Origin of the sequence: Streptomyces sp. NPDC015242, assembly GCF_043079125.1 — a bacterium.
GTDB lineage: Bacteria > Actinomycetota > Actinomycetes > Streptomycetales > Streptomycetaceae > Streptomyces.
In genome coordinates this window covers 433,973-447,724 of the sequence record NZ_JBIBUF010000006.1, presented here as the reverse complement: position 1 = coordinate 447,724, position 13,752 = coordinate 433,973, and the positions used below count along the sequence as shown (strand labels likewise).

Sequence of the window (13,752 nt, the reverse complement as noted above, 5' to 3'; positions counted from 1 at the left end):
AACCGGATCAGGCGCCGTCCCGCGCCAGCCGCAGCGTCCGCTCCGCCAGTTCGCTGATCCGCACGCCGTCGAAGCCGAACACCGCGCTGCGCACCGTGTCCTCGAGCGGGACCGTCCACTGCTCCGGGATGGCGGCGGCCCCGCCGAACACGCCCGCCACGGAGCCGGCGGTCGCGCCGTTGGAGTCGGTGTCCAGACCGCCGCGGACGGTCAGCGTGATGGTGCGGGTGAAGTCGCCGTCGCCGTAGAGCAGTCCCGCGGTGAGGACGGCGGCGTTCGGGACGGTGTGGATCCAGCCCGTCCCGGCGGTCTCCTCGGAGACCGTGGTGAGGGTGTCCTCCCAGGACATCCGGGTGTCGTGCAGGGCGGTCACGCGGCGCACCGTGCGGGCCAGGCGGCTGCTCGCCGGGATCACGGCCAGGGCCTCGTCGACGGCGTGCCGCACGGTGGGCGCGGTGAACGCCGCCGCGATCAGCGCCGCCGCCCACATCGCCCCGTACACGCCGTTGCCGGTGTGCGAGAGCACCGCGTCCCGCCGGGCCAGCGAGGCGGCCCGGCGCGGCTCGCCCGGACAGGTCCAGCCGTGGACGTCGGCGCGGATGAGGGCGCCGATCCACTCCTGGTACGGATTGTCGTACGTCGCCGTCAGCGGTGGCTTGAGCCCGTTGGCGAGGTTGCGGTAGGCGGCCCGCTCGGCCGTGAAGGTCTGCATGTACGGCAGCCGCAGCAGCCACAGGTCGCCTACCTGCTCGGTGCTGAAGCCGAAGCCGTGGGTCTCCAGCAGGTCCAGGCCGAGGATCGCGTAGTCGACGTCGTCGTCGCGGCAGCTGCCGTGGATGCGGCCGCGGACGCACTGGCGCCACTCCGGGCGCAGCTCGAAGCCGTCGTGCTCGCTGATCGGCTCGGGCAGGTAGTCGGTGAGGGGCAGGGCGGCGGCCTGCCGGAGGTAGCGGTCGATGCGGTCGCGGGTCCACACCTCGCCCTGCTCGACGGGCTTGCCGAGCATGTTGCCCGCGATGCGGCCCTGCCAGCCGCCGAGGACGCGGTCCGCCAGGTCTGTCTCGGTGCGTGCGGGGGTCATGGTTACGGTCTACCCCTTTCCGGGGCGCGGTCCGAGGGCTGGGCAGAGGCTGACGGCCGGGGCGTCCGCCGGTTAAGGTCGCAGCGGCGCGACTGGCCCTGACGTGCGTGAGGGCCCGGAGAGCAAGGGGAGTGCAAGTGGCGGACGCTGCAGTGAGCGGCACCCGAAGGACCCGGCGGACACAGCGGGTGCTCGTCGCCGCGGACAAGTTCAAGGGGTCCCTGACGGCCGTGGAGGTCGCCGAACGGGTGACGGCCGGGCTGCGCCGGGCCGTGCCGGGCCTCCAGGTCGAGGCACTGCCCGTGGCCGACGGCGGGGACGGGACCGTGGCCGCGGCGGTCGCGGCCGGCTTCGAGCGCCGGGAGGTACAGGTCGCCGGTCCCCTCGGCGACGAGGTGACGGCGGCGTTCGCGCTGCGCGAGGGCACCGCCGTCGTGGAGATGGCCGAGGCCAGCGGGCTGCAGCGGCTGCCGGCCGGGGTCCTCGCCCCCCTCACCGCGTCGACCCACGGCTCCGGCGAGCTGCTGCGGGCCGCCCTGGACGCGGGGGCCCGCACCATCGTCTTCGGGGTCGGCGGCAGCGCCACCACGGACGGCGGCGCGGGAATGCTGTCGGCGCTGGGCGCCCGGTTCCTGGACGCGGACGGGGAGCCCGTGCCCCCGGGCGGCGGGGGTCTCGCCGGGCTCGCCTCGGCGGACCTCTCGGGTCTGGACCCGCGCCTCACCGAGGTCGAACTGGTCCTCGCGAGCGACGTGGACAACCCGCTGACCGGCCCGAAGGGCGCGCCCGCGGTCTACGGCCCGCAGAAGGGCGCCTCACCGGACGACGTGCGGGCCCTGGACGCGGCCCTCACCCACTTCGCGAAGGTCCTGGAGGGGACGGCCGGCCCCCGGGCCGCCGAGTACGCCGCCTCACCGGGCGCGGGAGCCGCCGGCGGCATCGGCTACGGCGCGCTGCTGCTGGGGGCCCGCTTCCGGCCCGGGATCGAGGTCATGCTCGACGTGCTGGGCTTCGCGCCCGCCCTGGACCGTGCCGACCTGGTGATCACCGGCGAGGGCTCGCTCGACGAGCAGACCCTGCACGGCAAGGCCCCGGCGGGCGTCGCCGCGGCGGCCCGGGCGGCGGACAAGGACGTCGTGGCGGTCTGCGGCCGGCTGGCGCTGCCCCCGGAGGTCCTGGGCCGGGCCGGCATCCGCCGGGCCTACCCGCTGACGGACGCGGAGCCGGACGTGGCGAAGTGCATCGCGGAGGCGGGCCCGATCCTGGAGCGGGTCGCGGAACGGATCGGGCGGGACTTCCTGACCTGAGCCGGCGGCTGACGCGGGCGGTTGCGGCCGCAGGCACGACGAAGGCCCCGAGCAGTCCGCTCGGGGCCTTCGTCGTCGATCCGTCGGTACGGCGCTCGCTGAGCCGTTACGGCAGCTGCGCCGCCCGCGCCTCCCGCCGGTTGTCACGGAAGTTGTTCACCCGCCGGGCCGTCGCGAACAGCGGGATCACCGCCCCCATGACCAGCTGGAGCGCGCACCCCGTCTGCAGCAGCAGCTGCCCGCTCGGCGCGTCGAACGCCCACGCCGCCAGCAGACCCATGCTCAGCACGATCCACGACAGCATCGCCACCGCGAGCCGGCCCCGGGGCTTGGGGTACTCCACCCGGGACACCATCAGCCAGGCGGTCCCCAGGATCGCCAGCAGCGTCGCCACGAAGGGCAGCTCCAGCAGCACGATGGACACCACCGTCAGCGCGCCGAACGGCGACGGCATGCCCTGGAAGGTGCCGTCCTTCACCGTGACGCACGAGAACCGCGCAAGGCGGAGCACCACCGCCAGCAGCACCACGATCGCCCCGACCGCCGCGACCCGCTGGTGCGCGTCGTCCGCGACCATGCCGTACACGAGCACGAAGTACGCCGGTGCCAGCCCGAAGCTGATCAGGTCGGAGAGGTTGTCCAGCTCCGCGCCCATGGGGGAGGAGCGCAGCTTGCGCGCCACCAGCCCGTCGAAGAGGTCGAAGACCGCCGCGCAGAGCATCAGGATGACCGCCGTGGCCGCGCTGTGGCGGGCCATGCCGGTCTCCTGGCTGCCCGTGAGGTGCGGGATCAGGATGCCGGTGGTGGTGAAGTACACCGCCATGAAGCCGCACGTGGCGTTGCCGAGCGTCAGGGTGTCCGCTATCGACAGACGCAGAGAGAGGGGCATCTCCTCCTCTTCGTCCACCTCGTCGGCCTCCGGGACCCAGCCGGCCTTGGTGTCAGGATCAATCACGGTCAATGCGAGTCACCCCAGCCACGGTCTTCTGCCCCACCTCGACCGCGACCTCCACGCCCTCGGGCAGGTAGAGGTCGACCCGCGAGCCGAAGCGGATCAGGCCGATCCGCTCGCCCTGCTCGACCTTGGTGCCCTCGGGCACGTAGGGAACGATGCGGCGGGCGACCGCGCCGGCGATCTGGATCATCTCGATGTCGCCGAGCTCGGTGTCGAAGTGCCAGACGACGCGCTCGTTGTTCTCGCTCTCCTTGTTGAAGGCGGGAACGAAGCCACCGGGGATGTGCTCGACCGACGTCACGGTGCCGGCCAGCGGGGCGCGGTTCACGTGGACGTTGAGCGGGCTCATGAAGATCGCGACGCGCGTGCGGCCGTCCTTCCACGGCATGATGCTCTGCACCACGCCGTCGGCGGGCGAGATGACCCGGCCCTGGGTGATCTCGCGCTCGGGGTCGCGGAAGAACCACAGCATTCCCGCCGCGAGCGCGGTGGCGGGAACGGCGACGGCCTTGGCGGCGCCGGAGCGGCGGGCACGGGCCAGGCTGAGGGCTGCGGTGGCGACGGTCGGAAGGAGCCACGGCGATGCTCCGCGCGCGAGGCGTACGCCGGCCCGGCTGTCGCGAGGTGCAGAGGTTTGGCTGTGGGGCATGGATGACCTTCGTAGCGGATGATGCCGCACTCTGACGGGGGACGGCGGCTTTCCGGCGATCGTAGCGGCTCGGGGCCGTAACTGGGTAAGCCAGGCAGCCGAGTCGGCGGCCGAAGAGTGCTGACGGGGTGTGATCTTCTTCTCCAAGAAAACACCCCGTATCCGGACATTCAGCCCTGGAATCGATACTCCTCGAGCAGGCGCCTGCCGATGATCATTTTCTGGATCTCGGCGGTACCTTCACCGATCAGCAGCATCGGCGCCTCGCGGTAGAGGCGTTCGATCTCGTACTCCTTGGAGAAGCCGTAGCCGCCGTGGATCCGGAAGGCGTCTTCCACGACCTCCTTGCAGTATTCGGAAGCAAGATACTTCGCCATACCGGCTTCAAGGTCGTTTCGTTCCCCGGAGTCCTTTTTGCGTGCTGCGTTCACCATCATCGCATGCGCGGCCTCGACCTTGGTAGCCATCTCGGCCAGCTTGAACTGGATCGCCTGGTGCTGGGCGATCGGCTTCCCGAAGGTGTGACGCTGCTGCGCGTACTGGACGCCCAGTTCGAACGCACGCTGAGCGACGCCGCAGCCACGGGCCGCGACGTTCACGCGGCCGACTTCGACGCCGTCCATCATCTGGTAGAAACCACGGCCGGTGACCCCGCCGAGCACGCGATCCGCAGGAATCCGCAGGCCATCCATGATGAGTTCGGTGGTGTCGACCCCCTTGTACCCCATCTTGTCGATCTTGCCGGGGATGGTGAGGCCGGGCCGCACCTCGCCGAAGCCGGGCTCCTTCTCGACGAGGAAGGTGGTCATCGACTTGTGGGGCGCCGTGCCCTCGGGGTGACCTTCGTCACTTCGCACCAGAACGGCCACCAGAGACGACGTTCCGCCGTTCGTCAGCCACATCTTCTGGCCGTTGAGGACGTACTCGTCGCCGTCCTTCACCGCCTTCGACGTGATCGCCGACACGTCCGAGCCGAGCCCCGGCTCCGACATCGAGAACGCGCCCCGGACGTCGCCGGCCGCCATCCTCGGCAGGAAGTGGTCCTTCTGCTCCTGCGTGCCGTGCTGCTTGAGCATGTACGCCACGATGAAGTGGGTGTTGATGATGCCGGACACCGACATCCAGCCGCGCGCGATCTCCTCGACGCACAGGGCGTACGTCAGGAGCGACTCGCCGAGCCCGCCGTACTCCTCGGGAATCATCAGGCCGAACAGGCCCAGCTCCTTCAGCCCGTCGACGATCGCCTGCGGGTACTCGTCGCGGTGCTCCAGCTCCGTGGCGACCGGAATGATCTCCTTGTCCACGAAGTCCCGGACGGTGGACAGGATCTCCTGCTGGACGTCCGTCAGACCGGCGGTCTGGGCGAGTCGCGCCATGACTACTTCTCCTGCTCTCGCAGCTCCGGGCGGCCGGGCTGCTCGCCGCCGCGCTCCTTGATGTACGTCTCGGTCGGCACCATCACCTTGCGGCGGAACACGCAGACCAGGGTGCCGTCCTGCTTGTAGCCCTTGGTCTCGACGTAGACGATGCCGCGGTCGTCCTTCGACTTCGACGGCCACTTGTCGAGCACCGTCGTCTGGCCGTAGACCGTGTCGCCGTGGAAGGTCGGCGCCACGTGCTTGAGCGACTCGATCTCCAGGTTGGCGATCGCCTTGCCGGAGATGTCCGGCACGCTCATGCCGAGCAGCAGGGAGTAGATGTAGTTGCCCACGACGACGTTCTTGCCGAAGTCGGTCGTCTTCTCCGCATAGTTCGTGTCCATGTGGAGCGGGTGGTGGTTCATGGTGAGGAGACAGAAGAGGTGGTCGTCGTACTCCGTGACCGTCTTGCCCGGCCAGTGCTTGTACGTCGCCCCGACCTCGAACTCCTCGTAGGTGCGTCCGAACTGCATGGCCGTCACGCCTCCGGGATCTCGAACGTGCTGGTGCGCCGCATGCCGGCGGCGCGGCCCTTGCCCGCGATGACCAGGGCCATCTTGCGGCTGGCCTCGTCGATCATCTCGTCGCCGAGCATCGCCGAGCCCTTCTTGCCGCCCGCCTCGGACGTGTAGTACTCGTACGCGTCCAGGATCAGCTCGGCGTGGTCGTAGTCCTCCTGCGACGGCGAGAAGATCTCGTTGGACGCCTCGACCTGGCCCGGGTGCAGCACCCACTTGCCGTCGAAGCCGAGCGCGGCGGCGCGCTGCGCGACCTCGCGGTAGCCGTCGACGTTGCGGATCTGGAGGTAGGGGCCGTCGATCGCCTGGAGGTTGTTGGCGCGGGCGGCCATCAGGATCTTCATCAGGATGTAGTGGTAGGCGTCCGCCGGGTAGCCGGGCGGCTGCTCGCCCACGACCAGCGACTTCATGTTGATGGAGGCCATGAAGTCGGCCGGGCCGAAGATGATGGTCTCCACGCGCTGGGAGGCCTGCGCGATCTCGTTGACGTTGTTCAGGCCCTGCGCGTTCTCGATCTGCGCCTCGATGCCGATGCGGCCGACCTCGAAGCCCATCGTCTTCTCGATCTGCGTCAGCAGCAGGTCCAGCGCCACGATCTGCTGGGCGTCCTGGACCTTCGGCAGCATGATGCAGTCGAGGTTGGGGCCGGCGCCCTCGACGACCGTGACGACGTCGCGGTACGTCCACTCGGTCGTCCAGTCGTTGACCCGGACCACGCGCGTCTTGCCCGTCCAGTCGCCCTCGTTGAGGAACTTCACGATGGTGTGCCGCGCCTCGGGCTTGGCCAGCGGGGCGCAGGCGTCCTCCAGGTCGAGGAAGACCTGGTCGGCGGGGAGGCCCTGGGCCTTCTCCAGGAAGCGCGGGTTCGAGCCCGGTACCGCCAGGCAGGAACGCCGGGGGCGAAGGCGGTTGACCTGCGGAGCAGGGCTGGTCATGCGGGGACCTCCAGAGGGTCGAGCTTGTTCGCTTTCCGGATCTCGTCGACGATGCGGCCGATGATTCCGGTGATGTCGAAGTCCTTCGGGGTGAAGACCGCGGCCACTCCGGCTGCCCTGAGCTGCTCGGCGTCACCGTTCGGGATGATGCCACCGGCGATCACCGGGATGTCTGTGGCACCGGCCACACGGAGCCGTTCGAGGACGTCCGGCACCAGCTGGGCGTGCGAGCCGGACAGGATGGACAGGCCCACCGCGTGCACGTCCTCGGCGACGGCCGCGTCCACGATCTGCTCCGGCGTCAGCCGGATGCCCTGGTAGACCACCTCGAAGCCGGCATCCCGCGCCCGGACCGCGATCTGCTCGGCGCCGTTGGAGTGCCCGTCCAGGCCCGGCTTGCCGACCAGGAAGCGCAGCTTGCCCACGCCCAGGTCCTCGGCCGTCAGCTCCACCTTGCGGCGCACCAGGGCCAGCGTGCTGCCCTCCTCGACGGGGACGGCCACCGGCGCCGAGGAGACGCCCGTGGGCGCCCGGAACTCGCCGAACACCTCGCGCAGGGCCCCGGCCCACTCGCCGGTCGTCGCGCCGGCGCGGGCGCACTCCAGGGTCGCCTCCATGAGGTTCTCCGTGCCGCGGGCCGCCTCCTTCAGCCGCTCCAGGGCCTTGCAGGGCCGCGGGTGGTTGAAGGGCGGCTGGTAGCGGCTGTCGCGCCAGTGCCGCAGCGCCTCGACGACCCGGGCCTCCACCGCCGGGTCCACCGTCTGGATCGCGGTGTCCAGGTCGGCGGTGAGCGGGTTGGGCTCGGTGCCCTCGAAGATGTTGACGCCGACGATCTTCTCCTGGCCGGACTCGATCCGGCCCCGGCGCTCGGCGTGCGAGGCCACCAGCTGCGACTTGAGGTAGCCGGACTCGACGGCCGCCATCGCGCCGCCCATCTCCTCGATGCGGTCCATCTCGGCGAGCGCCGCCTCGACCAGACCCTGCACCTTCTCCTCGATCACCTTCGAGCCCTCGAAGATGTCGTCGTACTCCAGCAGGTCGCTCTCGTACGCCAGCACCTGCTGGATGCGCAGCGACCACTGCTGGTCCCAGGGGCGGGGCAGGCCGAGGGCCTCGTTCCAGGCGGGCAGCTGCACGGCACGCGCGCGGGCGTCCTTGGAGAGGGTCACGGCCAGCATCTCCAGCACGATCCGCTGGACGTTGTTCTCCGGCTGTGCCTCGGTCAGGCCGAGGGAGTTGACCTGGACGCCGTAGCGGAAGCGGCGGTGTTTGGGGTTCTCGATGCCGTACCGCTCGCGGGTGACCTTGTCCCAGATGCGGCCGAAGGCGCGCATCTTGCACATCTCCTCGATGAAGCGGACGCCCGCGTTCACGAAGAAGGAGATACGGGCCACCACGTCGCCCATGCGCTCCTGCGGCACCTGGCCGGAGTCGCGCACGGCGTCGAGGACGGCGATCGCGGTGGACATCGCGTACGCGATCTCCTGGACCGGCGTGGCGCCCGCCTCCTGCAGGTGGTAGCTGCAGATGTTGATGGGGTTCCACTTCGGCATGTGGGAGACCGTGTACGCGATCATGTCCGTCGTCAGGCGCAGGGACGGCCCCGGCGGGAAGACGTGCGTGCCGCGGGACAGGTACTCCTTGACGATGTCGTTCTGGGTCGTGCCCTGGAGCTTGGTGATGTCGGCACCCTGCTCCTCGGCGACGACCTGGTAGAGCGCCAGCAGCCACATGGCCGTGGCGTTGATGGTCATCGAGGTGTTCATCTGCTCCAGGGGGATGTCCTGGAACAGCCGGCGCATGTCACCGACGTGCGCGATCGGCACGCCGACCCGGCCCACCTCGCCGCGGGCGAGGACGTGGTCGGAGTCGTAGCCGGTCTGCGTCGGCAGGTCGAACGCCACCGACAGACCCGTCTGGCCCTTGGCGAGGTTGCGCCGGTACAGCTCGTTGGACGCCTCGGCCGTGGAGTGACCGGCGTAGGTCCGCATGAGCCACGGCCGGTCCTTCTGACGCTCAGTCATCTACGCCTCTCAGATGTTCCGGAAGCGGTTGATCGCGTCGATGTGCTGGGCGCGCTTGGCCTCGTCGCGCACGCCCAGGCCCTCCTCGGGGGCCATGCACAGCACGCCGACCTTGCCCTGGTGCAGGTTGCGGTGCACGTCGTAGGCCGCCTGGCCGGTGTCCTCCAGGGAGTACACCTTGGACAGGGTCGGGTGGATCTTGCCCTTCGCGATGAGCCGGTTGGCCTCCCAGGCCTCGCGGTAGTTGGCGAAGTGCGAGCCGATGATCCGCTTCAGCGACATCCACAGGTAGCGGTTGTCGTACTCGTGCATGTAGCCCGAGGTGGAGGCACAGGTGGTGATGGTGCCGCCCTTGCGGGTGACGAAGACGGACGCGCCGAAGGTCTCGCGGCCGGGGTGCTCGAAGACGATGTCGATGTCCTCGCCGCCGGTGAGCTCGCGGATGCGCTTGCCGAAGCGCTTCCACTCCTTGGGGTCCTGGGTGTTCTCGTCCTTCCAGAACTTGTAGCCCTCGGCGTTGCGGTCGATGATCGCCTCGGCGCCCATGGACCGGCAGATCTCCGCCTTCTGCGGCGAGGAGACGACACAGATCGGGTTGGCGCCGCCGGCCAGCGCGAACTGCGTGGCGTAGCTGCCCAGTCCGCCGCTCGCGCCCCAGATGAGCACGTTGTCGCCCTGCTTCATGGCGGCGCCGTTGCGGGAGACCAGCTGCCGGTAGGCGGTGGAGTTGACCAGGCCCGGGGCGGCGGCCTCCTCCCAGCTGAGGTGGTCGGGCTTGGGCATCAGCTGGTTGGACTTCACGAGCGCGATCTCGGCGAGGCCGCCGAAGTTGGTCTCGAAGCCCCAGATGCGCTGCTCCGGGTCGAGCATCGTGTCGTTGTGCCCGTCGGACGACTCCAGCTCGACGGACAGGCAGTGCGCGACGACCTCGTCGCCGGGCCGCCAGGCGTTGACGCCCGGGCCGGTGCGCAGGACGACGCCCGCGAGGTCGGAGCCGATGATGTGGTACGGCAGGTCGTGGCGCTTGGCCAGGTCACTGGTGCGGCCGTAGCGCTCCAGGAAGCCGAACGTCGACAGCGGCTCGAAGATCGAGGTCCACACCGAGTTGTAGTTGACCGAGGAGGCCATGACGGCCACCAGGGCCTCGCCCGGGCCGAGCTCGGGCAGCGGCACCTCGTCCAGGTGGATCGACTTGCGGGGGTCCTTGTCGCGCGTGGCGAGCCCGGCGAACATCTCGGTCTCGTCCTTGTGCACGGTGATCGCGCGGTACGACTCGGGGAGCGGGAGGGCGGCGAAGTCCTCCGACGTGGAGTCGGGCGACTGGATCGCGGCCAGGATGTCCTTCACGGTCACGGTGTTGCCTCCGGCGGTGAGCGCCCTGAGGGAGGGGCGCCGATGGGTACGTCGGTGCTGCTGAGGGTCGAGGGTGTGCCGTCGGTTCGGCGGTGGTGCTGATCGGCAGCGCTGGTGGCGCGGGAGGGTGCCTGTGACGCAGGCGTCCGGTCGGGCGGGCGCGGGGCCCGCTGGGACGCCGCCCGGACCTCTTCAACGTATGACACCGCGTGTCACCCCGCAAGGCACTGAGTGCCAGAACTTGCTCTCAGATGAAATCTTTACGTAACACATGAGCGATGATCGATCGAACGGCCTCGCCAAGGCCCCGCAAAACGGCCCCTGACATGCCAAAACGGCCACCCCGAAGGGTGGCCGTCATCACAGTGCGGTGGGCCGCTCAGCGCTCCTTGAGCGCCTGCTCGATCGTCCGCATGACCTCGTCGAGCGGGGCGTCGGTGCGGGCGACCGTGACCAGCACCTCGCCCTGCGCGGAGGCCGTGGCCGCCGCCGGCTGCGGCTCCGCCGAGCGTCCGGCGCCGATCCCGGTCCCGAACGTCCTGCGCACGATCGCGAAGGCGTGGTCGAGCTGCGCCTCCACGTCGCCCTGCCCGCCGGCCCTCAGCCAGCGCCGCAGGACGTGGTTGTGGGCGGTGACGACGGCGGACGCGGCGACCTCCGCCAGCAGCGGGTCGTCGTTGGCGTCGTCGGCGTGCGCGCGCTCGTCGAAGTGGCCGAGCAGGTAGCGGGTGAACAGGCGCTCGTAGCGGGCCACCGACGCGATCTCCGCCTCGCGCAGGGTGGGCACCTCGCGCGTCAGCTTGTAGCGGGCGACCGAGATCTCCGGCCGGGCCGCGTACATCCTCATGACTTCCTTGATGCCGCGGCACACCGTGTCGAGCGGATGCTCGTGCGCCGGCGCGGCGTTGAGCACCGCCTCGGCGCGGATGAGGGTGTCGTCGTGGTCCGGGAAGATCGCCTCTTCCTTGGAGCGGAAGTGGCGGAAGAAGGTGCGGCGGGCGACCCCGGCCTGGGCCGCGATCTCGTCGACGGTGGTCGCCTCGTACCCCTTGGTCGCGAACAGCTCCATCGCGGCGGCCGCCAGTTCCCGGCGCATCTTGAGCCGCTGGGCGGCGGCACGGGAGCCTGCGGCACTTTCCGGCGCGTCGGCCGTGGCTGGTGTACGTGAGGACTTGGCGGGCTGGGACATGCCCTGAACGTACTGCATGTGCGCAGCTCGGTGCGCGTGAGCCGGTTCTCCGCCCCCGCCGGAGAGGGGCGGGAACCGGTCCGGGCCGAGCAGGCCGCCCCACTCGGAGCCGGACCGGAACCAGTCGCCGGGACGCTCAGCGCTTGGCATATTCGCGGAAGCCACGGCCGGTCTTGCGGCCGAGGCAGCCCGCGGCCACCAGGTGCTCCAGCAGCGGCGCCGGGGCGAGACCCGGGTCGCGGAACTCGCGGTGCAGGACCTTCTCGATGGCGAGCGAGACGTCCAGCCCGACGACGTCCAGCAGCTCGAACGGGCCCATCGGGTAGCCGCCGCCCAGCTTCATCGCCGCGTCGATGTCGTCCAGCGAGGCGTAGTGCTCCTGCACCATCTTGATCGCGTTGTTGAGGTACGGGAACAGCAGGGCGTTCACGATGAACCCGGCGCGGTCCCCGCAGTCGACGGCGTGTTTCCTGATCCTGCCGCACACCTCGCGGACCGTGGCGTGGACGTCGTCGGCGGTCAGCACCGTGCGGACGACCTCGACCAGCTTCATGGCCGGCGCCGGGTTGAAGAAGTGCATGCCGATCACGTCCTGCGGACGCGAGGTGGCCCGGGCGCAGGCGACGACCGGCAGGGACGAGGTGGTGGTGGCCAGGATCGCGCCCGGCTTGCAGACCTTGTCCAGGGCGGCGAACAGCTGCCGCTTGACCTCCAGGTCCTCGGCGACCGCCTCCAGGGCGAGGTCGACGCCGGCGAAGTCGTCGTACGTGCCCGTGGCCGTGATGCGGTCCAGGGTCCCGGCGGCTGCCTCGGCGGTCATCCGGCCCTTGTCGACCGAGCGGGCCAGGGACTTGCCGATCCGGGCCCTGGCCGCCTGCGCCTTCTCCTCGCTGCGGGCCGCCAGCACGACCTCGTAGCCGGCCTTGGCGAAGACCTCGGCGATCCCGGAGGCCATCGTGCCGGAGCCCGCGACACCGACCGAGCGGATCGCGCGGCCGGCGACCGTGTCGCCGCTCTCCCGGGGGGTCAGCGCGTCCGGCACGACCGTGGCGCTGCCCGGCGCCTCGTAGGTGTAGAAGCCGCGCCCGGCCTTGCGGCCCATCAGGCCCGCCTCGCTGAGCTGCTTGAGGATCGGCGCGGGGGCGTGCAGCCGGTCGTGGGACTCGGCGTACATGGCCTCCAGGACCGTGCGGGCCGTGTCGACGCCGATCAGGTCGAGCAGCGCCAGCGGGCCCATGGGCAGCCCGCAGCCGAGGCGCATCGCGGCGTCGATGTCCTCGCGGGAGGCGTACCGCGCCTCGTACATCGCGGCGGCCTGGTTGAGATAGCCGAACAGCAGGCCGTCGGCGACGAAGCCGGGCCGGTCGCCGACCGCGACGGGCTCCTTGCCCAGGTCCAGCGCGAGGTTGGTGACGGCCGTGACGGCGGCGGGAGCGGTCAGCACCGAGGAGACGACCTCGACCAGCTTCATGGCCGGCGCCGGGTTGAAGAAGTGCAGGCCCAGCACCCGCTCGGGACGCGCCGAGTCGGCGGCCAGCCGGGTCACGGACAACGCGTTGGTGCCGGTCGCCAGGATGGCCCCGGGGCGCACGATCCCGTCGAGCTCCCGGAAGATCTGCTGCTTGACCTCGTACGACTCCGGCGCGACCTCGATGACGAGGTCGGCGTCGGCCGCGGTGCGCAGGTCGGTGGAGGTGCGGACGCGGGCGAGGATCCCGGCGCGGTCCTGCTCGGTCAGCCGCCCGCGCTCGACGCCACGGGCCGTGGAGGCCTCCAGGGCGGCGACGCACTTCGCGGCCTGGGTCTCGCTGATGTCGATGCCGACGACGTCGCGGCCGGCCCGGGCGAGCACTTCGGCGATGCCGGTGCCCATCGTGCCCAGGCCGACGACGGCGACGGTCCGCAGCGGGGACAGGGAAGGGTCGGAAAGGGGAGTGGCCATGGCGGGACTCCAGGATGAGGGTGACGACGGGGAACGCCGCCCGGGTGCGCCGGGGACGGCCCGGCGAGGGCCGGGGTCCCGGGCGCACCGGGTGCGTGAGAAGTGCGGGTGTGGGCCGGGCTGCGATGCGCACACGCCCGGTGCCGTCGCTCGCGGGCGTGCACACGCCCCGGGGCGAACGGCCGTTCCGACCGGCCCTGTCCCGGGGCCGGGTCGTACTGCGGTACCTGAGGCACCGAACCGACTTCCCCCACTGCCTCAAGGGCGTGGGGGTACCCCCATCGCGGAGGCCGCGTCACCAGACCGCCGCGAGGAAGACGAGTGGGTAACTCGCTCGTCTGAGCCTAACTGGCGGGTAACGAGCGCGCCAGTCCCCGTCTT

11 protein-coding genes are annotated in these 13,752 nt (G+C 70.7%); 1 reads left to right on the top strand and 10 read right to left on the bottom strand.

The features are described from left to right. Positions 1-7 precede the first annotated feature (7 nt). Entirely contained in the window at positions 8-1,081 is a 1,074-nt protein-coding gene (locus ACF07N_RS22540; RefSeq protein ID WP_392115661.1) for an ADP-ribosylglycohydrolase family protein, read from the bottom strand. Positions 1,082-1,269: 188 nt separating this feature from the next. Here ACF07N_RS22540 and ACF07N_RS22535 point away from each other — a divergent pair, with 188 nt between their 5' ends. Continuing rightward, complete coding sequence (locus tag ACF07N_RS22535) at positions 1,270-2,388, top strand: glycerate kinase (protein WP_392115882.1); 1,119 nt, start codon at positions 1,270-1,272, stop codon at positions 2,386-2,388. Positions 2,389-2,494: 106 nt separating this feature from the next. On the opposite strand, the gene pssA is transcribed toward ACF07N_RS22535, so the two are convergent. The 9 genes from pssA to ACF07N_RS22490 form a co-directional block, all read right to left on the bottom strand. Beyond that, positions 2,495-3,277: a CDP-diacylglycerol--serine O-phosphatidyltransferase gene (gene pssA, locus ACF07N_RS22530; protein ID WP_050810223.1), complete on the bottom strand. Its 783-nt coding sequence runs from the start codon at positions 3,275-3,277 to the stop codon at positions 2,495-2,497. 58 nt (positions 3,278-3,335) lie between these two features. After that, positions 3,336-3,992, bottom strand: coding sequence for a phosphatidylserine decarboxylase (locus ACF07N_RS22525; protein ID WP_351361704.1), 657 nt, complete (start codon positions 3,990-3,992; stop codon positions 3,336-3,338). A gap of 170 nt (positions 3,993-4,162) precedes the next feature. After that, positions 4,163-5,368 carry an acyl-CoA dehydrogenase family protein gene (locus ACF07N_RS22520; protein ID WP_311680906.1) on the bottom strand — a complete coding sequence of 402 codons (1,206 nt, stop codon included), beginning with the start codon at positions 5,366-5,368 and terminating at the stop codon, positions 4,163-4,165. Positions 5,369-5,370: 2 nt separating this feature from the next. After that, positions 5,371-5,883 carry a MaoC family dehydratase gene (locus ACF07N_RS22515; RefSeq protein WP_383321913.1) on the bottom strand — a complete coding sequence of 171 codons (513 nt, stop codon included), beginning with the start codon at positions 5,881-5,883 and terminating at the stop codon, positions 5,371-5,373. A gap of 5 nt (positions 5,884-5,888) precedes the next feature. Beyond that, complete coding sequence (locus tag ACF07N_RS22510; protein ID WP_383580368.1) at positions 5,889-6,863, bottom strand: HpcH/HpaI aldolase/citrate lyase family protein; 975 nt, start codon at positions 6,861-6,863, stop codon at positions 5,889-5,891. After that, a complete protein-coding gene (locus ACF07N_RS22505) occupies positions 6,860-8,887 on the bottom strand; it encodes a protein meaA (RefSeq protein ID WP_383321907.1) in 2,028 nt (675 codons plus the stop codon). The genes ACF07N_RS22510 and ACF07N_RS22505 overlap by 4 nt, the downstream gene beginning before the upstream one ends. A 9-nt stretch (positions 8,888-8,896) precedes the next feature. Next, complete coding sequence (ccrA, locus tag ACF07N_RS22500; protein WP_359763344.1) at positions 8,897-10,240, bottom strand: crotonyl-CoA carboxylase/reductase; 1,344 nt, start codon at positions 10,238-10,240, stop codon at positions 8,897-8,899. 379 nt (positions 10,241-10,619) lie between these two features. Further along, positions 10,620-11,429: a TetR family transcriptional regulator gene (locus ACF07N_RS22495; RefSeq protein ID WP_383338714.1), complete on the bottom strand. Its 810-nt coding sequence runs from the start codon at positions 11,427-11,429 to the stop codon at positions 10,620-10,622. 136 nt (positions 11,430-11,565) lie between these two features. Continuing rightward, positions 11,566-13,371 carry a 3-hydroxyacyl-CoA dehydrogenase family protein gene (locus tag ACF07N_RS22490; protein WP_392115654.1) on the bottom strand — a complete coding sequence of 602 codons (1,806 nt, stop codon included), beginning with the start codon at positions 13,369-13,371 and terminating at the stop codon, positions 11,566-11,568. Positions 13,372-13,752 lie beyond the last annotated feature (381 nt).